The organism is Aeromicrobium wangtongii, assembly GCF_024584515.1.
Lineage (GTDB): Bacteria > Actinomycetota > Actinomycetes > Propionibacteriales > Nocardioidaceae > Aeromicrobium > Aeromicrobium wangtongii.
The window spans coordinates 317,771-335,871 of record NZ_CP102173.1 but is presented as its reverse complement, the minus strand read 5'-3'; the positions used below and the strand labels follow the sequence as shown (position 1 = coordinate 335,871).

At 70.8% G+C, this 18,101-nt stretch carries 18 protein-coding genes; 3 read left to right on the top strand and 15 right to left on the bottom strand.

Annotated elements, in window-relative coordinates:
* Nucleotides 1-1,086 carry an NADH:flavin oxidoreductase/NADH oxidase gene (locus tag NQV15_RS01695; RefSeq protein ID WP_232403478.1) on the bottom strand — a complete coding sequence of 362 codons (1,086 nt, stop codon included), beginning with the start codon at nucleotides 1,084-1,086 and terminating at the stop codon, nucleotides 1-3.
* 126 nt (nucleotides 1,087-1,212) lie between these two features.
* Between NQV15_RS01695 and NQV15_RS01690 the strand changes: the two genes are divergently transcribed.
* The gene (locus NQV15_RS01690; RefSeq protein WP_232403283.1) at nucleotides 1,213-3,609 is read left to right on the top strand and encodes a hypothetical protein; all 2,397 of its coding nucleotides are present in this window, start codon (nucleotides 1,213-1,215) and stop codon (nucleotides 3,607-3,609) included.
* 4 nt (nucleotides 3,610-3,613) lie between these two features.
* Here NQV15_RS01690 and NQV15_RS01685 read toward each other — a convergent pair whose 3' ends face one another.
* Nucleotides 3,614-4,252 (bottom strand): hypothetical protein, encoded by a 639-nt coding sequence (locus tag NQV15_RS01685; protein WP_232403282.1) that lies wholly within the window; start codon nucleotides 4,250-4,252, stop codon nucleotides 3,614-3,616.
* 18 nt (nucleotides 4,253-4,270) lie between these two features.
* On the opposite strand from NQV15_RS01685, the gene NQV15_RS01680 reads away from it, so the two are divergent.
* Nucleotides 4,271-5,098, top strand: a complete 828-nt coding sequence (locus tag NQV15_RS01680) for a DMT family transporter (protein WP_232403280.1) — start codon at nucleotides 4,271-4,273, stop codon at nucleotides 5,096-5,098.
* Between the two features lie 6 nt (nucleotides 5,099-5,104).
* Here NQV15_RS01680 and NQV15_RS01675 read toward each other — a convergent pair whose 3' ends face one another.
* Genes NQV15_RS01675 through NQV15_RS01665 form a run of 3 tightly spaced genes read right to left on the bottom strand, consistent with a single transcriptional unit; the run spans nucleotide 5,105 to nucleotide 8,501 of the window.
* On the bottom strand, nucleotides 5,105-5,965 hold the full coding sequence (locus tag NQV15_RS01675; protein WP_232403279.1) for an Fpg/Nei family DNA glycosylase: 861 nt from the start codon (nucleotides 5,963-5,965) through the stop codon (nucleotides 5,105-5,107).
* A gap of 3 nt (nucleotides 5,966-5,968) precedes the next feature.
* Nucleotides 5,969-7,291 (bottom strand): cation:proton antiporter, encoded by a 1,323-nt coding sequence (locus tag NQV15_RS01670; RefSeq protein WP_232403276.1) that lies wholly within the window; start codon nucleotides 7,289-7,291, stop codon nucleotides 5,969-5,971.
* Nucleotides 7,292-7,319: 28 nt separating this feature from the next.
* Nucleotides 7,320-8,501 (bottom strand): Nramp family divalent metal transporter, encoded by a 1,182-nt coding sequence (locus NQV15_RS01665; RefSeq protein WP_232403476.1) that lies wholly within the window; start codon nucleotides 8,499-8,501, stop codon nucleotides 7,320-7,322.
* 126 nt (nucleotides 8,502-8,627) lie between these two features.
* On the opposite strand from NQV15_RS01665, the gene NQV15_RS01660 reads away from it, so the two are divergent.
* On the top strand, nucleotides 8,628-8,996 hold the full coding sequence (locus tag NQV15_RS01660; protein ID WP_232403265.1) for a hypothetical protein: 369 nt from the start codon (nucleotides 8,628-8,630) through the stop codon (nucleotides 8,994-8,996).
* A gap of 94 nt (nucleotides 8,997-9,090) precedes the next feature.
* Here the strand turns inward: NQV15_RS01660 and NQV15_RS18100 are convergent, their stop codons facing one another.
* The 10 genes from NQV15_RS18100 to purD all read right to left on the bottom strand — a co-directional run bounded on the left by NQV15_RS18100 (nucleotide 9,091) and on the right by purD (nucleotide 18,074).
* Nucleotides 9,091-10,500, bottom strand: a complete 1,410-nt coding sequence (locus tag NQV15_RS18100) for a DEAD/DEAH box helicase (protein ID WP_304523591.1) — start codon at nucleotides 10,498-10,500, stop codon at nucleotides 9,091-9,093.
* 162 nt (nucleotides 10,501-10,662) lie between these two features.
* Nucleotides 10,663-10,941: a GNAT family N-acetyltransferase gene (locus tag NQV15_RS01650; protein WP_232403264.1), complete on the bottom strand. Its 279-nt coding sequence runs from the start codon at nucleotides 10,939-10,941 to the stop codon at nucleotides 10,663-10,665.
* A 14-nt stretch (nucleotides 10,942-10,955) separates the two neighbouring features.
* Nucleotides 10,956-11,174: an SCO4848 family membrane protein gene (locus NQV15_RS01645; RefSeq protein ID WP_232403263.1), complete on the bottom strand. Its 219-nt coding sequence runs from the start codon at nucleotides 11,172-11,174 to the stop codon at nucleotides 10,956-10,958.
* A gap of 26 nt (nucleotides 11,175-11,200) precedes the next feature.
* Nucleotides 11,201-11,872 (bottom strand): phosphoribosylformylglycinamidine synthase subunit PurQ, encoded by a 672-nt coding sequence (gene purQ / locus NQV15_RS01640; protein WP_232403262.1) that lies wholly within the window; start codon nucleotides 11,870-11,872, stop codon nucleotides 11,201-11,203.
* Nucleotides 11,869-12,111, bottom strand: a complete 243-nt coding sequence (gene purS / locus NQV15_RS01635; RefSeq protein ID WP_232403261.1) for a phosphoribosylformylglycinamidine synthase subunit PurS — start codon at nucleotides 12,109-12,111, stop codon at nucleotides 11,869-11,871. Before purS ends, purQ begins: the two co-directional genes overlap by 4 nt.
* Nucleotides 12,112-12,500: 389 nt before the next feature.
* Nucleotides 12,501-14,057, bottom strand: coding sequence for a long-chain-fatty-acid--CoA ligase (locus tag NQV15_RS01630; protein WP_232403253.1), 1,557 nt, complete (start codon nucleotides 14,055-14,057; stop codon nucleotides 12,501-12,503).
* A gap of 69 nt (nucleotides 14,058-14,126) precedes the next feature.
* Nucleotides 14,127-14,990 carry a phosphoribosylaminoimidazolesuccinocarboxamide synthase gene (locus NQV15_RS01625; protein WP_232403252.1) on the bottom strand — a complete coding sequence of 288 codons (864 nt, stop codon included), beginning with the start codon at nucleotides 14,988-14,990 and terminating at the stop codon, nucleotides 14,127-14,129.
* A gap of 9 nt (nucleotides 14,991-14,999) precedes the next feature.
* The gene (locus NQV15_RS01620) at nucleotides 15,000-15,386 is read right to left on the bottom strand and encodes a DUF3592 domain-containing protein (RefSeq protein WP_232403251.1); all 387 of its coding nucleotides are present in this window, start codon (nucleotides 15,384-15,386) and stop codon (nucleotides 15,000-15,002) included.
* 13 nt (nucleotides 15,387-15,399) lie between these two features.
* Nucleotides 15,400-16,821 (bottom strand): adenylosuccinate lyase, encoded by a 1,422-nt coding sequence (gene purB / locus NQV15_RS01615; protein WP_232403250.1) that lies wholly within the window; start codon nucleotides 16,819-16,821, stop codon nucleotides 15,400-15,402.
* Nucleotides 16,818-18,074, bottom strand: coding sequence for a phosphoribosylamine--glycine ligase (gene purD / locus NQV15_RS01610; protein ID WP_232403249.1), 1,257 nt, complete (start codon nucleotides 18,072-18,074; stop codon nucleotides 16,818-16,820). Before purD ends, purB begins: the two co-directional genes overlap by 4 nt.
* Nucleotides 18,075-18,101: the final 27 nt, after the last annotated feature.

Below are 18,101 nucleotides of genomic sequence, written 5' to 3'. Positions count from 1 at the left end.
TCAGCGCCACGCACCACGGACGTGCTGGGGCGGATACGGGGCGTCCTTGGCCTCCAGGCCCAGCTCGTGCGCGGCCCGCAGCGGCCAGCCGGGCTCACGGATGGCGACCCGGGCCAGCATGATCGCGTCGGCGGACCCCTCGTCGAGCACGGCCTGGGCCTGCTTCGGCTCGGTGATCAGACCGACCGCGACGACCGGGACATCCGCCTCGTCGCGGACCTGGGCGGCGAACGGCACCTGGTAGCCGGGGCAGACGGCGATCTGCTGGTGCGCGACCAGGCCTCCGGACGACACGTCGACCAGATCGACGCCATGCCCCTTCAGCTGCCCGGACAGGCGCGCGGTCTGCTCCACGTCCCAGCCGCCGTCGGCCCAGTCGGTCGCGGAGAACCGGATGAACAGCGGCTTGTCCGCGGGCCACACCTCACGCACCGCATCGACGACCTCGACGACCAGGCGCGTGCGGTGCTCGAACGAGCCGCCGTACTGGTCGGTGCGCTGGTTGGACAGCGGTGACAGGAACTGGTGGAGCAGGTAGCCGTGGGCGGCGTGGATCTCGACCACGTCGAAGCCGGCGCGGTCGGCGCGCGCGGCAGCGGCGGCGAAGGCCGCCGGGATCTGCTCGACCTCCGCTGTGGTCAGCTCGCGCGGCGTCGCGTACCCCTCATAGGCCACGGCTGAGGGAGCCACGGGCTCCCATCCCCCTTCGGCCGGCGGCACGGTGCCGTCCGAGCCGCCCAGGCCGTACGTCGACGCCTTGCGCCCGGCGTGGGCGAGCTGCATCGCGGGCACCGCACCCTGCTCCCGGACGAAGTCGGCGATGCGGCGCCAGGGCGCGATGTGCTCGTCCGACCAGATGCCGGTGTCCTCGGGGCTGATCCGGCCCTCCGGGACGACCGCTGTCGCCTCGGTCATCACCACACCGAATCCGCCGGTGGCGTGCTGCCCGAGGTTCACCAGGTGCCAGTCGGTCGGCATCCCGTCGCGCTCGAAGCAGCTGTACTGGCACATGGCAGCCAGCCAGATGCGATTGCGCGCGGTGACGCCGCGCATGGTCAGGGGGTCGAAGAGCTGGGGCACGTGGATCTCAACCGCGCGCAGCGCTCCCGCATTCCGCACGTCCGGACGGGTCGCTGCCTCGCCGCCCCGCGGTCTGGCCCCTCCGTACCGCTATCGTGAGCGCATCCGGGGCCACCCAGAGGGGAGCGGGACGTGCCGAAGGACTCTGCTGTCGCCGTTGCGGGCCCCTGGCCGTCGACGTTCCCGGCGACCTTCGTCGAGCACGCCCGCGACCGTCTCGGTGAGTCGTCGCTCCTCCTGGTCGTCGGTCCCACGGGCACCGGTCGCACGCTGCTCGCCGGGGAGATCACCCTGCCCGCCAGCGGGAGCACCCTCAGCCGGCACGCCGCGCGCCCCGGCGACCAGGACCTGGAGCGGCTGGCCGTCTCGCAGCTGTTCGACAGCTCGTTGCGCTCGATGCCGGACCTGGACGAGGTCGAACGGTGGGTGGCAGAAGATCTGCGCGACCGGCCGGCGACACCGCACGTCGTGCTGGCTGAGGCACACCTGTGCGATGCGGACAGCCTCGAGGTGCTCACCCGGCTGGCGACCAGGCGCCTGATCCGGCTCGTCGCGACAACGACCCCCGAAGGTCTGCGCGACCACCCGCGGCTCGCCGCCGCCGGCACCCTGGTCACGACCGAGCCACTGGACGCTGCGACCCTCGCCGACCTCCTGCGCGGGCGATTCGGGGCCGATCCCCATCCGGAGGTCGTGGACCTGCTGCTGGCACGCAGCGGCGGCTCCCCCGGCGTCCTGAAGCATCTGGCCGATGCCGCGGTGGAGTCCGGCCTCCTCGTGGTGGTCGACCGCGTCCTCGTGCCCGACCCGGCCCGTCCGGGGACCAGCACGCGGCTGCTCGCCGGGCTGCCGGACGCATGGCCCGAGCGGGGGGGCGAATCCGCACCGATCCAGGACCTGCTGCACCTGGCAGCCATGCTGGGCCAGCTCGACGCGGCGGAGGCCCGCGGCTGCTGCGGCGAGGAGGCAGTCGCCACCGCGGTGACGCACGGCGTCCTGACGCTCCGCCACGACCTGCTGAAGTTCACGGTCCCCGCCGAGGGCACGCTGATCGCCTGGAGACTGAGCTCGCATCGTCGCATCGAGCTGTTCGACCGTTTCGTCTACAGCGTGCCCCGGACCCTGGCCCACCCCGCCGTGGCAGCACAAGCGGCCGGTTGGTGGCGCTCGACCGGCCGGCTGCTGCCGGTGGGTCTGGCGGCGCATGCGGCGCGGCACGCCAATCTGTTGGGTGCCTACCGACGTGCGCTGGTGTACTCCGATCCGGCCGTCAACGACCAGCACGAGCTCGTCGCCCCGCTCGAGCGCGGCTTCGCGTTCAACGAGCTCGGCGACCCCGAGGGGGTCATGGAAGTCTTCCGGCAGCTCGATCCGATCCATCTGTCGGAGGACGAGCTCCTGGCCTACCTGCGGGTGGCCACCCTGCTCGAGGACGACGTGGAGAGGGCCCGGCTGACCCATCGGGCGGTCGTGGCCGGTGACCCGGAACGACGACGCTCGCGCGAGGTCGTGCGCACGCTGGCCGACCTGACCTCACGGTCGTGGGCCTCGGGGGACGAGAAGCTCGCGCACCGGATGCGGTCCGTGGCGTTCTCGACCGACCTGTCGACCGGCAACCGGGCGGTGGCCTTCGCCAGCCTCTCGTCGGTGCTGCTCCAGGCAGGGCGCCCCGACCAGGCCGTCGAGTCGGCCGACTTCGCACTCGCCATCCTGGCCGAGCGGCAGGACGCGGTGACCGCGTACCACCTCGACATGGCGCGCGAGGTCCACATCTTGTCACTGATGTCGGCCCTCGACCTGCAGGGAGCCGACCATGCCCTGCGCGAGTACGCGTCCGGCGTGTTCGCCCGCACCGGTAGCGGTCGGCTCGCCGCGGCCCTGCAGACGTACGTCTCGATGGGACGCGGCGACATCCCGGCGGCCCTGGCTGCCTCTGCGGAGTTCCTCGCCGGCGTCGGCAGCCACGACCCGCACCAGGTCCGCGGCTGGGTCGAGGCCATGACCGCGGAGTGCCTCGTGCAGACGGGCCGTCCCGACGAGGCGCGCGTCCTCTTGGCCGAGGCGAACCGGCACCCGTCCCGGGTCCCCCATCTCGAGCTGATCCGGCGGGTCATGCTCGCCAGCACCCACGATGCGCTGGCCGAGCCGGAGCTGGCGATGGAGATTCTCGGCGGCGTCATCGACGAGGCCCGCGAACGGCACCTGCTGCTGACCCAGATCGAGGCCGCCGGCACCGCCGTGCTCATCGGCGGGCCACCGCAGGTCGGCATGCTGGGCGACGCGGTCGACCACCTCGTCGACCCCAGCGGCACCCCGCTGATCTGGCAGGACTTCGCCCGGGCCGTTCGCGACTACGACATCCCTGCCATCGTGGCCCTGGCCGACGAGCTGGACGCCCACGGCGCGCGGTGGTTCGCCGGCCGCGTCGCCCAGTCCGTCCTGGACATGGCACGGCGCGCGACCGACCTCACCCCGGCGATCCGTGACCGCATGGGCCGCAGCGCCGAGATGTCGGGGCCGGGGGCCTGACGGCTCAGAGCGAACCGGCGAGGTACCCGATCACGGCGAACAGGGCCACGATCACCGAGATCGGCACGAGCCACAGCGCCGTGACGGCCATCGAGATGGTCGTCCCGAGACGGGGTGGCCCGAAGTAGCGGGCCCGCGGCAGGTCGTCGATCTGGTCGATCCACCGTCCCGGGATCTGCGCGCCCTGCCACAGACCGCGCAGCCGTTCCAGGACGCGCCAGCCGCCGCCGCCGGCGATCCGGGTCAGTGCACCCCGGGCCTCGTCGACCTTGCCGGTCATCGTGAGCATGATGGCCAGCTCCGTGGCCAGCTGGTCGGGATCGTCGACGGCCTTGAGCAGATTGCGCCGGCGGATCCAGAACACCACATTGGCTCCGGCCATGACCAGCCCGAGCAGGCCGAGCACCAGCCCGGCCACACCGCCGGACAGGATCGCGATCACGAGCGCGGCGACGATGAACGGGATCGACCCGAGACCGATCAGCGCCGTGGGGATGCGCAGGAGTCGCACGGCCACGGTGATGACCTGGGCGGCCCGGGCGGCCACCTCGGTCGTCCCTCCGTCCACGCGTGCGGCGAACTCGTGGACGGCGGCATTGGCGTGCGCACCCAGCGCTCCTGTGCGGCGGAATCTCATACTCATGCATCGTATGCTGCGCCGGTGGCAATCCTCCTGTCCCTGCTGTCGGCATGGGCCTACGGCACCTCCGACTTCCTCGGCGGCATCTTCTCCAAACGGGTACCGCCCTGGCAGATCGCGGTCGTCGGCCAGTCGTCGTCCGGCGTCCTCAGCATCGCAGCGGCACTGATCGTGGGCGGGTCCCCGACCACGCACGACCTGGCGTACGGCGCGCTGGCCGGGCTGGGCGGCGGTTTCGGTGCCGCCTTCCTGTATCGCGGCCTGTCCACGGCGCGGATGAGCGTCGTGGCGCCGCTGTCCGGCGTCGGCACCGCCCTCATCCCGGTCGCGGTCGGCCTGGCGACCGGGGAGCGTCCGTCGTCCTTGACGCTGCTCGGGGTCATCCTGGCCTTCCCGGCGATCGTCCTGATCTCGCGGGTGTCGGACGACAGCCCCGCCCACCGTTCCGGTGTCCTGGACGGCGTGCTGGCGGGCATCGGCTTCGGCCTGTTGTTCACCTGCCTGGGCCAGGTGGGCGAGGACGGCGGCCTGTACCCGCTCGCGATGTCACAGATCACGTCGATCCTGAGCATCATCGTGACGGCCATCGTCCTGCGGCAGTCGTGGATCCCGCGGGAACGAGCCGCGTGGAAGGCCACCATGATGGGGCCGCTCGGGGCCGTCGCCCAGGGGGCGTTCCTCTACGCGACCCAGCACGGCCTGCTGTCGGTGGTCTCGGTGATCTCATCGCTCTACCCGGCCAGCACGGTGCTGCTGGCCGCGGTCGTCCTGCGCGAGCGGGTGCAGCGCTGGCAGGGGGTCGGCCTGCTGGCCGCCGCGGTCGCGGTCGCCCTGGTGGCCGCCGGCTAGCCCCGGCTACTTCAGGAACTTGCTCGTCGTCCGGTCCTTGAGCGGCTTGCCGCCGGTCTGGCACGTGGGGCAGTACTGCAGCGAGGAGTCGGCGTAGACGACCTCCAGCACGGTGTCGCCGCAGACGGGGCAGGTCTCCCCCGCCCGGCCGTGCACGCGCATGCGGGTGCGCTTGTCGTCCTTCAGCTCGTCCGCCGGCTTGCCCCGCGCCTCCTCGACGGCCTCGCGCAAGACGGTCTGCACGGCATCCTCCAGGCGGCCGATCTCGTCCTCCGACAGGTTCTCGGCGATCGCGAACGGCGACAGGCGGGCCGCGTGCAGGATCTCGTCGCTGTAGGCGTTGCCGACCCCGGCGATGATCTTCTGGTCGCGCAACAGCCGCTTGACCTGCATGCGCCGCGCCAGCACCGGCCGCAGCTCGAACCCCGGCGCGAGCGGATCGGGGCCCAGTGCGGCGACGCCGGGGACCTCGTCCGGCGAGTGGACGATGTACATCGCCAGGCCCTTGCGGGTGCCGGCCTCCGTGACGTCGAAGCCGATCGTCGGGCCGTCCCCACGGTCCAGGCGCACGCGCGCCGCGATGTTGCTTGCTCCCAGCTTGAGCCGGGTGTCGGGCAGCTTCTCGGACCATCGCAGCCAACCCGCCTTCGCCAGGTGGATGATCACATGGATGCCGCTGACGTCGATGTCGATGAACTTGCCGTGCCGGCTGACCCCGGTGACCTCCATGCCCTGCAGTGCGGACGCCGGCGGGTCATAGGTCTTCAGCACCGCGAAGGACGCCAGCTCGACCCCGGCGACGACCGCCCCGGCCATCTGCGCGTCGAGGAACTCGACCAGGGCGTTGACCTCGGGCAGCTCGGGCATGGGTCAATTCTCGACCGTGGCTCGGCGGTCGTCCAGCCATCGCATGACCGGGGTGGCCGTGACCCCGTGCAGGACGACCGACACCGCGATCACGAAGGCGACCGTCGACCACAGGGTGTCGACGTCGCTGAACTCCTCGGCACCGGTGGCATAGGCCAGGTAGTAGATCGAGCCGATGCCCCGGATGCCGAAGAAGGCCGTCGCGAGCCGCTCCCGGCGACCCAGCCCCTTCTCCCCCTCGCGGGTCCGCACGCCCGCACCGATCCGCAGGGCCAGCCAGGCCGTGACGGGGCGGACCACCAGCACCAGGCCGATGCCCAGCGCGGCGCCCCGCCAGCTCAGCGAGCCCAGCAGACCATTGGTCATCGCGACTCCGAGCACCAGCAGGACGATCAGCGTCAGCAGACGCTCGAGCCGCTCGACGACCTGGTGCATCAGGGCGTGGTAGTCGGCGCTCCGCTCCATCGATCGCAGCGTCATGGCGCAGGCGAACACCGCGAGAAAGCCGTAGCCGTGGGCGACCTGGGCCAGCCCGTAGGACAGCAGCACCGCGGCGAGCGCCAGCAGCGGCTCACCGGTCTCGGCGGTGCGGATCGAGGGCCGCCGCGAGCGGAAGGCCGCCCTGGCCAGCGCCCAGCCCGTCAGCATCCCGATCACGACGCCCACCACGACCATGCCGACCAGGTCCCAGGCGAACCACGTCGGCCCCCAGTCGCCGAGGGTCGTGGCACCGGCCACGAGGATCGCCAGGTGCACGAACGGGAAGGCCATCCCGTCGTTCAGGCCCGCTTCGGACGTCAGGGCGAACCGCACCTCGTCGCGCTCGTCGATCTTCTCCTCATCGGCCTCGTCGGTCGTGGGCCCCTCGACCTGGACGTCGGAGGCCAGCACCGGGTCGGTGGGGGCGAGCGCGGCACCCAGCAGGATCGCCGAGGCCGGGGCAAGGCCCAACACCCACCAGCCGAGCCAGGCGGTCGTCGCGATCGCCAGCGGCATGCCGATCGCGAGCAGCCGCCACGTCGCTCCCCAACGCTGCCACGACGCCCACGAACGGATGTTCAGGGGACGGTCGAGCGCCAGCCCCACCCCCATCAGCGAGATGATGACCGTGAGCTCAGTCAGGTGCTCCAGGACGGCGCGGTCCTCGATCGGCTTGAGCTGGGCCGCGTCCGGCAGCGGCAGCAGCCCCATCAGCGCCCCGAGCGCCAGCAGCACGACGGGCGGTGAGAGCGCCACGGTGCGCAGGGCCGCGGGCAGGACGACCGCGATCAGGAGCGCCAGCCCGATCAGCAGATACACGAAGTTGGCGTCGATCAGGTGCTCCACCCGACGGCAGTACCCCGCGAGGCGTGACTCAACCCACGAACGTCAGCCACAGCAGCGACAGGTTGAGCGCGATCACGATCGTCGCGACGACCCCGGCGGCCACCGTCGTCCCCCGCGCGTTGACGTGCTCGCCCATGACGTCGCGACGGGAGGTCAGCACCATGAGCGGGACGAGCGCGAAGGGGATGCCGATCGAGAGCACCACCTGCGACACCACGAGGGCCCGGCTCGGCTCGGCACCCAGCCCGAGGACGACCAGGGCCGGGATCAGCGTGATGACCCGGCGCAACAGGACCGGCATGCGCACACCGAGCAGTCCCTGCATGACCTCGGCTCCTGCGGCGCTGCCGACCGATGTCGACGCCAGGCCGGAGCCGAGGAGCGCCACCGCGAACAGCAGCGCGACGCCGGCACCCAGCTCGGAGGTCACCACGGCGTGCACGCCCTCGAGGGTGTCGGTGCCCGGCAGGCCGTCCAGGCTGGTCGCGGCGACGACCAGCAGCGACAGGTTCAGCACCCCCGCCAGGATCAGCGCCAGCGCCACATCGGTGCGGGTGGCGGCCAGCAGCTCCCGCATGCTGCGGCCCTCGCCGCGGCTGCCCAGCCGGGACGTCGTGAGGCTCGAGTGCAGGTAGATGACGTGCGGCATGACGGTCGCCCCGATGATGCCGGAGGCCAGCAGGACGCTCTCGGCACCCTCGAACGACGGGACCAGGCCTCCCGCGAGCGGGCCGGCGGGTGGCGGGTCGATGAACAACCCGGCCATGAAACCGACGGCGATCAGCATCAGGAAGCCGATGATGACGCGTTCCAGCGCGTGCTGCCCGCGCACGTCGCCGATGCGCAGGATCACCATGGCCACGGCCGCGGTGATGACCGCACCGACCATGAGCGGCAGGTCGAACAGCAGGTTGAGGGCGATGGCCCCGCCGACGACCTCGGCCAGGTCGGTGGCCACCGCGATCGCCTCGGCCTGCAACCAGAACGCGATCCGCCGTCTCCGCGGCAGGCGCTGCCCCATGTGGCCGGCCAGGGACATCCCGGTGACCATGCCCAGCTTCGCCGACAGGTACTGCACCAGCACCGCCATGGCATTGGCCATCACGACGACCCACACCAGGGTGTAGCCGAACTTCGAGCCCGCCGAGACGTTGGTGGCCACATTGCCCGGGTCGACATAGGCCACTGCGGCGATGAACGCAGGACCCAGCAGACCGATGCGCGGCATACGGGCCTTCACGAGCATGCCCCCAAGCATGGCGCACCGTGGCCGCTCGCACCGACTCGGTCGGCGAGGCTCCCCGCCTCGCCGCGGCCGGTGCCCTAGCGTCCGGGCATGGCCATCATGATTCGCGACAAGATCACCGAGAACTCCAAGCAGTTCCTGCGCCCGGACGAGCCCGTGGTGGCCGTCATGGCCGGCCAGCGCATCAGCGGCTGGTGGGGCGCCCTGACCTACCTGTGGATCTTCTGGAACCGCTACGAGGCCGTCGTCGTCACCAATCAGCGCATCCTCGTGCTCGACTGCGGCAAGTGGACGCAGGGCACGCCCCGGAAGGTGCTGCGCGAGCTCCCACGCGCCACCCGCATCGGTCCGCCCAGCGGGCTGTGGTGGAAGTGCACGACCCTCGGCGACAAGCTCTACATCCACAAGCGCTTCCACAAGGACGTCATCCACGCGGACGCGATGCTGCCGGTGGCCTGAGCTCGGCTCATGGCGCGTCCCTGCTGAACGACGAACGGCGCCACTCCCGGTGCGTGACCGGGAATGGCGCCGTGTGTTCGTCGTTCAGCAGATGTTACGAAGAGGAGTAGACCCGGGTCGAGCCACCGGTTCCACCTGAGCCGCCGGAGCGACGACGTCCGCCGCCACCGCCGCGGTTGCCGCCGCTGCCCTGCGGGCGTCCGCCACCGTTGCCACGGAAGCCGCCGGCCTGGGGCCGTCCGCTGCTGCCGCGAGTGCGTCCGCCGCCGTTGCCGGCGGAGCGGGCGCCCTGGCGCACGGTCGAGGCGTGGGGCGCCTCGGTGCCCGCGCCGGACAGAGCGTCGACCGTCATCGGCGACGGCGCGGTGCGCACATCGTGGTGACGGGCCGTGACGCCGGCCTTGTTCTGCAGCTGGATGACGTCGCGCAGCGCCTCGGGGGTGGTCATGGTGACCACGGCTCCCGACTCGCCGGCGCGGGCCGTGCGACCCGACCGGTGCTGGTAGGCCTTGTGCTCGGCGGGGACGTCGTAGTGCACGACCAGGCCGATGCCGTCGACGTGGATGCCGCGGGCGGCGACGTCCGTGGCGACGATGACGCTGGCGCGACCGGTGCTGAAGGCCTCGAGGTTGCGCTCGCGGTGCCGCTGCGAGAGGTCACCGTGCATGTCGACGGCCTCGATGCCGTTCTGCGTCAGCTGCTTGGCCAGGCGCATGGCGCCGCGACGCGTCCGGGTGAACACGATGCTGCGCGGGTTGGCGCGCAGCAGGTCGAAGGCAGCCTTGGACTTGTCGGTCGCCGAGCTGATCAGCACGTGGTGCTCCATCGTGTCGACGGCGCTCTCGCCCGAGTCGACCTCGTGCATCACGTGCTGCGGCAGGTGGCGCTTGACCAGCTTGTTGACGTCGCCGTCGAGCGTCGCCGACAGCAGCAGCCGCTGGCTGCTCTCGCGGGTCTTGGCCAAGATCGCGTCGATCGGCTTGTAGAAGCCCAGGTCGCACAGGTGGTCGGCCTCGTCGAGGACCGTGATCTCGATGTCGTCGAGCGTCATGCAGCGACGGTCGAGCAGATCGGTCAGGCGACCGGGGGTCGCGATGACGATGTCCACGCCGTTCTTGAGCGTGTTGATCTGCTTGTTGATCGGGACGCCGCCGTAGACGGTCGTGAGGCGCAGGCCCATCTTCTGGGCGAGCGGCTCCATCGCGGAGCGGACCTGGGTGGCCAGCTCGCGGGTCGGCAGCAGGATCAGGCCGCGGGGGGCCTTGGGACGGCTGGTGCGTCCGGCGAGTCGGGCCAGGACCGGCAGGCCGAAGGCCAGGGTCTTGCCTGAGCCGGTGCGGGCACGGCCGAGGACGTTGCGACCGGCGAGGGCGTCGGGGATGACCGCCATCTGGACCGGGCTGGGGTTGAGGATCTCCTGGCGTGCCAACGCGGATACCAACGCGGCGGGAAGATCGAGGGATGTGAAGGTGGGCAGCGCAGTGCTGCCGGCAGGCTGGTTCAAGAAACTCTCAGACGATTCGGGAAACGAAGCCCGATATCCATTTCACGCGAGTGATCGCGCTACTTCGTCGGGCCGGAACAGCGCCAGATCGGCGCGTTCACGTATTCACATGTTATCAGGCGCCAGCCGCCGGCAACGATTCGGGAGCGTGTGACGCCGCACTCAGGCCACGAGATCGGCGTAATCACGGTGCTTCTGGACGAAGCGCTCCACGTAGGAGCAGGTCGGGACGATCTTCTTCCCGCGGACGCGGATGTCGTCCAGCGCCCCCGACACGAGCTCGCTGCCGAGCCCTTGGCCCCCGAACTGCTCGAAGATCTCGGTGTGGGGCATCGTCACGACGTCCCCGTCCTCGTGGGCCTCGGCGAACCCGGCGAGGATCCCGTCGACGAGGATCTCGTAGCGGCGCTGATCGGTGTTGTGCACGACGTTGTTGGTCATGCCCGGTCCAACGCTCAGAACAGCGTCAGGATTCCGAGCACCGCAATGGCCACGCCGAACACGAACGACAGGCCGATGATGACGGCGTGGACACGGTAGAACGTCGTCGTCGCGCCGTCGGCGGTGCGGGCGCGCTCGTCCTTGACGATGCGGCGCCAGAACTGGGGCCAGATCGCGACGTTCCACAGCCCTGCCACGAGCAGGAGCACTGACCAGGCGAGGGGAAGATCCATGCCGCAGATTGTTCCAGCCCGCTTGGTCAGACCGACATGAGGGCCTGCACGGCGGAGGTGAAGAAGCCCAGCCCGTCGGTGCCGGGGCCGGTGAGGTCCTCGATCGCGTGCTCGGGGTGGGGCATGAGGCCCACGACGTTGCCGCGCTCGTTGGTGATGCCGGCGATCGCGCGCAGCGAGCCGTTGGGGTCCTGGCCGACGTAGCGGACCACGACCTGCCCCTCCCCCTCGAGCCGGTCGAGGGTCTCGGTGTCGGCGACGAAGCCGCCCTCACCGTTCTTGAGCGGGACGGTGATCTGCTGGCCGGCGGTGTAGGCGGTGGTCCACGCCGTCGAGGCGTTCTCGACCTGCAGCACCTGGTCGCGGCACACGAACGTGCGGTGGTTGTTGCGGATCAGCGCGCCCGGCAGCAGGTGCGACTCGCACAGGATCTGGAAGCCGTTGCAGATGCCCAGCACCGGCATGCCGCCCTGGGCCGCCGCGACGACCTCGGTCATGACCGGGGCGAAGCGGGCGATGGCGCCGCAGCGCAGGTAGTCGCCGTACGAGAAGCCGCCCGGCAGGATGACCGCGTCGACGCCCAACAGGTCGTGATCGCCGTGCCACAGCGCGACCGGCTCACCGCCGGCCAGGCGCACCGCGCGCTGCGCGTCGACGTCGTCGAGCGAGCCGGGGAACGTGACGACGCCGATCTTCATGCTTCGACCCGGACCGCGTAGTCCTCGATGACCGGGTTGGACAGCAGGGTCCCGGCGAGCTCGTGCACCTCGGCGAGGGTCGCGTCGTCGGCGGCCTCGACCTCGAGCTCGAAGCGCTTGCCCTGACGGACATCCGTCACGGCGTGGAAGCCCAGCCGCGGCAGGGCGCCGTGGACGGCCTTGCCTTGCGGGTCGAGAATCTCCGGCTTGGGCATGACGTCGACGACAATGCGAGGCATGCCCAGAATCCTACTGGACCGCTGACGCGTGGGTTACGCACGCTGACGCGTGGGTTCCGCCCGCTGACGCGTGGGTTACGCACGCTGACGCGTGGGTTACGCACGCTGACGCGTGGGTTACGCACGCTGACGCGTGGGTTACGCACGCTGACGCGTGGGTTACGCCCGCTGACGCGTGGGTTCTGTCCACCTTGGATGGCGCGCAAGCCACGCCTCGCCGTGCGTAACCCACGCCTCGCCGTGCGTAACCCACGCCTCGCCGTGCGTAACCCACGCCTCGCCGTGCGCAAGCCACGCCTCGCCGTACGCAACCCACGCCTCGCCGTGCGCAAGCCACGCCTCGCCGTGCGCAAGCCACGCGTCAGCGATGAGGCTGGGGGTGGGTGGGGTCAGGACAGCTCGCGCTTGAGGATCTTGCCCGTGGACGTCATGGGGAGCTCGTCGACGAACTGGACGATGCGCGGGTACTTGTAGGCCGCCATCTGCTCCTTGGCCCAAGCCGCGAGATCGTCCTCGCTGACGTCATCGTGATCCTTGTTCTTGACCACGACGGCCTTGATCTCCTCACCGTGCTGGTCGTTCGGGACGCCGATGACCGCGACCAGCGAGACCGCCGGGTGCGTCATCAGCACCTCCTCGATCTCGCGCGGGTACACGTTGTAGCCGCCGCGGATGATCATGTCCTTGGACCGGTCGACGATGTAGTAGAAGCCGTCCTCGTCCTTCTTGGCCAGGTCGCCGGAGCGGAACCAGCCGTCATGGATCGCCGCGGCCGTCGCCTCCGGGCGGCCGTGGTAGCCCTTCATGACGTTGTGGCCCTTGATCGCGATCTCACCGACCGCGTCGGGGGCGTCAGGCACATCGGTCCAGTCGTCGTTGATCAGCTTCATCTCGACACCCGGGATCGGCACACCGATCGAGCCGACCCGCGGCTCCTGGCCGTAGACGCTGAACGAGGCGACCGGGGACGTCTCCGAGAGCCCGTAGCCCTCCAGGATCGTGACGCCGAACCGGTCCTTGAACTGCTTGTGGATCTCCACGGGCAGGGCCGCTCCACCGGCGACCGCGACCCGCAGGTTCGCCGCGAGCGTGGCCACGTCGACGCTGTCGTCCAGGGCGGCGAGCAGCCCCCAGTACATCGTGGGGACGCCCGCGAAGAAGGTGACCTTCTCGCGCAGCATCAGGTCGAGTGCCGCCTTGGCCTCGAACCGCGGCAGCATCACCACGGTCCCGCCGAAGGCGAAGGCGCCGTTCTGGATGACGGTCTGCCCGAACGAGTGGAACAGCGGCAGCACGCACAGGTACGTGTCGGGGTTCGACGCGTCCGCCCCGAACAGGTCCTTGCTCGACAGCGCGTTGTCGCGCATGTTGCGGTGGCGCAGCTCGGCGCCCTTGGGCTGCCCCGTGGTGCCCGAGGTGTACAGGATGACCGCGGTGTCGTCGTCATCGCGCTCGACGGTCTCGAAGGTCGTCGGCTGCTCCGCGACCAGCGGGGCGAAGTACTCCGGCGGCGAGATCGGCGCCGGCCACTTGGCGTCCATGCGGATCAGGAAGAACTCCGAGCACGTGTCGGTCGCCTGGAAGCCCTCCCAGGCGTTCTCGCCGATCGGCAGGTCCGGCGTGCCCTCGAAGGCGAAGTAGGCCTTCGCGCCCGAGTCGGCCAGGTGGTAGGCGACCTCGCGCGGCTTGAGCAGGACGTTCAGCGGCACCACGGTGCCGCCGGCCTTGAGGATCCCGTAGTAGACGATCGTGAAGTACGGCAGGTTCGGCGACGACAGCGCCACCTTGTCGCCGGGCTCGATCCCGCGCGCGACCAGGAGGTTGGCGACCTGGTTGGCAGCCCCGTCGACCTGTGCGTACGTCAGGCGCGTGTCACCGAAGACGATCGCGGTGCGATCGGCGTACTTCTCGGCGGAATTCTCCAGCAGGGCGGCAAGATTGGCCACTATCGCTCCTTGGTGTGACGACGGTCTCTCGTCAGACTACTGGGGAGTCACCTGGCTCGCCGCGTGACCTCAGAACGTCTCGCCGGTCAGCTGCTGGTACGCCTGGACGTACCTCTCGCGCGTCTTCTCGACGATCTCGGCGGGCAGCGAGGGCGGCTGCGTGTTGCTCGCGCGGTCCCAGCCGCTCTCGGGCGAGATCAGCCAGTTGCGCACGAACTGCTTGTCGTACGACGGCTGCGCCCGGCCCGGCTGCCACGAGTCGGCCGGCCAGAACCGGGACGAGTCGGGGGTCAGCACCTCGTCGCCCAGGACGATCGTGCCGTCGGGGCGGGCGCCGAACTCCAGCTTCGTGTCGGCCAGGACGATGCCGCGCTCGCGGGCGATCTGCTCGGCCCGGGCGTAGATCGTCAACGTCAGGTCGCGCAGGGCGTTCGCGGTCTCTGCCCCCACGGTGCCGGTGATGTGCTCGAACGAGACGTTCTCGTCGTGCTCGCCGAGCTCGGCCTTCGTGGCCGGGGTGAAGATCGGCTCGGGCAGGCGGGACCCGTCGACCAGTCCGCGAGGCAACGGCACCCCGCACACCTCGCCCGTGGCCTGGTAGTCGAGCAGGCCCGAACCGGTCAGGTAGCCCCGAGCGACGCACTCGACCGGGAACATGTCGAGCTTCTCGACGATCAGTGCGCGACCGCGGACACGCTCGGGCACCTGCGTCGACACGACGTGGTTGGGCACCAGGTCGGCGAGCTGGTCGAACCACCACAGCGACATCCGGGTGAGGATCTCGCCCTTGTCGGGGATGCCCGGCGAGAGGATGAAGTCGAAGGCCGAGATGCGGTCGGAGGCCACCATCAGCAGGTGACCCGACTCCACCTCGTACAGGTCGCGGACCTTGCCGGAGTGCAGGTGGGTGGCTCCGGGGATGTCGAGTGGCACGCGCACAGCCTAGAGCAGAACCACGGCACCCAGTGCGCCGATCACCAGCAGCACCGCGCCGCTGGCGATCAGCAGCCGGACGACCCGTGCGCCCTCCAGCGTCGTCAGCTCCAGCCGGGCCCGCGTGTAGTCCGCCGGATCGAGCAGCACCGCGACCTCGTCCCCCACCGCCAGCGGGGTCGCGGACGGTCCGGGGACGCGCAGCCGCCGGCCGTCGGGCGCCCGGTACTGGATCCGCGGAGGCCGGGCGTCACCGTCGCCCACCTCGATGACCGTGCCGACGACCCGCCTCCAGCCGTCGGGGACGGCGGGCTGGGCATGGCGCCGCCTGATCCCCCACCCCGCGAGCCATCCTCCTGCCAGCAGCAGGATGAGCGGGAGGACGATCAGGCTCACCGCGATCGCGCGCCTACAGGATCGATCCGGGGCTGTACTGCGCCGCGGCGGGATGCTCGGCAAGGATCTGCTCGACGCGCGCCACGACGGCGTGGACCTGGCTGACCGCTGCGCCCGTGAAGTCGATCGGGGACGCGACCAGGCTCGCGAGGTCCTGCTCGGACAGGCCGAGACGCTCGTCGGCGGCCAGCCGCGCGAACAGGTCGTTCTCGGCGGCGCCCTTCTCGCGCATCTCCAGCGCGACGGCGACCGCGTGCTGCTTGACCGCGTCGTAGGCCGTCTCCCGGCCACGTCCCTGGCGGACCGCCGCCATCAGGACCTTGGTGGTCGACAGGAACGGCAGGTACCGATCGAGCTCACGCTGGATGACCGCGGGGAAGGTGCCGAACTCGTCCAGCACGGTCAGGAACGTCTCGAACAATCCGTCGGCGGCGTAGAACGCGTCCGGCAGGGCCACCCGGCGCACGACCGAGCACGACACGTCGCCCTCGTTCCACTGGTCGCCCGCGAGCTCGCCGATCATCGAGACGTAGCCGCGCAGGATGACCGCCAGGCCGTTGACCCGCTCGCACGAGCGGGTGTTCATCTTGTGCGGCATCGCGCTGGAGCCGACCTGACCGGGCTTGAATCCCTCGGTCACGATCTCGTTGCCGGCCATCAGGCGGATCGTCGTGGCCAGGTTCGACGGTGCCGCCGCCAGCTGGACGAGCGCCGTGACGACGTCGTAGTCCAGCGAGCGCGGGTACACCTGACCGACGCTGGTCAGCACCTTGTCGAAGCCCAGGTGCCGGGCGACCCGCTGCTCGAGATCGGCCAGCTTCGCCTCGTCGCCACCGAGCAGGTCCAGCTGGTCCTGCGCCGTGCCGACGGGCCCCTTGATGCCGCGCAACGGGTAGCGGGCGATGAGGTCCTCGAGCCGGTCGAGCGCGACCATGAGCTCATCGGCGACGGTCGCGAAGCGCTTGCCCAGCGTCGTGGCCTGGGCGGCGACATTGTGGCTGCGGCCGGCCATGACGAGCTCGGCGTGCTCGGCGGCCAGACGTCCCAGCCGCGCCAGCGTCGCGACCCCGCGGTCACGCATGACCTCCAGGGACGCCTTGATCTGCAGCTGCTCGACGTTCTCGGTCAGGTCGCGCGAGGTCATGCCCTTGTGGATGTGCTCGGTGCCGGCCAGCGCCGCGAACTCCTCGATGCGGGCCTTCACGTCGTGCCGGGTGACCTTCTCGCGCTCGGCGATCGAGGCGAGGTCGACCTGGTCGATGACCGACTCGTACGCCTCGATCACGCCGTCGGGCGTCTCGACGCCGAGGTCCTTCTGGGCGCGCAGGACGGCGATCCACAGCCGGCGCTCGAGGACGATCTTGTGCTCGGGCGACCAGATGCGGGCCACCTCGGGCGAGGCGTAGCGGCTGGCGAGGACGTTCGGTGTGGTCACGACTTCATTGTCCCTTGCTCCGCCACGAGGGCGATGTCGGTGCGGTGGTGGCTGCCCCGGATGGAGATGCGGTCGACGCCGGCGTACGCGCGTCTGCGTGCCTCCGCGAGGTCCGCGCCGGTCGCGGTGACCGACAGGACACGACCGCCGGCCGTCACGAGACGGCCGTCGACGACGTCGGTGCCGGCATGGATGACGTCGACCCCGTCGAGCTCGTTCGCGGCGTCGACCCCCTCGATGACATCCCCCTTGACCGGCGCCTCGGGGTAGCCCTCGGCGGCGACGACGACCGTGACCGACGAGGCCCGCTCCCACTGCGGGAGCCCGACCTCGGCCAGCGTCCCGGTCGCGGCGCCGTGCAGGAGCGCGGACAACGGGGTGCGCAGCATCGCCAGGATGGACTGCGTCTCCGGGTCGCCGAAGCGCGCGTTGAACTCGATGACGCGGACACCGCGTCCGGTCAGGGCCAGGCCCGCGTAGAGCAGCCCCTGGAACGGGGTGCCGCGCCTGGCCATCTCCTTGACCGTCGGCACGAGCACCCGGCGGGTCACCTCGGCCACCAGGTCCTCCGGCGCCCACGGCAGCGGTGTGTACGCGCCCATGCCGCCGGTGTTGGGTCCCTCGTCGCCGTCGAAGGCACGCTTGAAGTCCTGCGCCGGCTGCAGCGGCAGGACCGTCTCGCCGTCGGTGATCGCGAACAACGACACCTCGGGTCCGTCGAGGAACTCCTCGATCACCACCCGGTCGCAGGCGGCGGCGTGGTCGATCGCGGCCTGGCGGTCGTTCGTCACCACGACCCCCTTGCCGGCGGCCAGCGCATCGTCCTTGACGACGTAGGGCGGCCCGAAGGCGTCCAGCGCATCGGCGACCTGCTGCGGCGTCTCGCACACGTGCGCCATCGCGGTCGGCACCTCGGCTGCGGCCATGACCTGCTTGGCGAAGGCCTTGGACCCCTCGATCTGCGCGGCCTCCTTCGACGGGCCGAAGCAGGCGATGCCCACCTCACGCACGGCGTCGGCGACACCTGCGACGAGCGGAGCCTCGGGGCCGACGACGACGAGGTCGACGCCCAGCGAGCCGGCCAGCGCCGCGACTGCCGGGCCGTCGAGCGGATCGACGTCGTGCAGGGTGGCGATGGTCGAGATGCCGGGGTTGCCGGGGGCCGCGTGCACCTCGGTGACCTGCGGATCGCGCGACAGAGCAAGAGCGAGGGCGTGCTCGCGGCCGCCGGTGCCGATGACGAGAGTCTTCACGGGACGCCAGCCTACTGGGCGCCGGTC

Coding starts and splice junctions, on each gene's coding strand:
- NQV15_RS01685 (WP_232403282.1), bottom strand. CDS start 4,252: ATGAGTATGAGATTCCGCCGCACAGGAGCGCTGGGTGCGCACGCCAAT.
- NQV15_RS01675 (WP_232403279.1), bottom strand. CDS start 5,965: ATGCCCGAGCTGCCCGAGGTCAACGCCCTGGTCGAGTTCCTCGACGCG.
- NQV15_RS01660 (WP_232403265.1), top strand. CDS start 8,628: ATGGCCATCATGATTCGCGACAAGATCACCGAGAACTCCAAGCAGTTC.
- NQV15_RS01650 (WP_232403264.1), bottom strand. CDS start 10,941: ATGACCAACAACGTCGTGCACAACACCGATCAGCGCCGCTACGAGATC.
- NQV15_RS01645 (WP_232403263.1), bottom strand. CDS start 11,174: ATGGATCTTCCCCTCGCCTGGTCAGTGCTCCTGCTCGTGGCAGGGCTG.
- purQ (WP_232403262.1), bottom strand. CDS start 11,872: ATGAAGATCGGCGTCGTCACGTTCCCCGGCTCGCTCGACGACGTCGAC.
- purS (WP_232403261.1), bottom strand. CDS start 12,111: ATGCCTCGCATTGTCGTCGACGTCATGCCCAAGCCGGAGATTCTCGAC.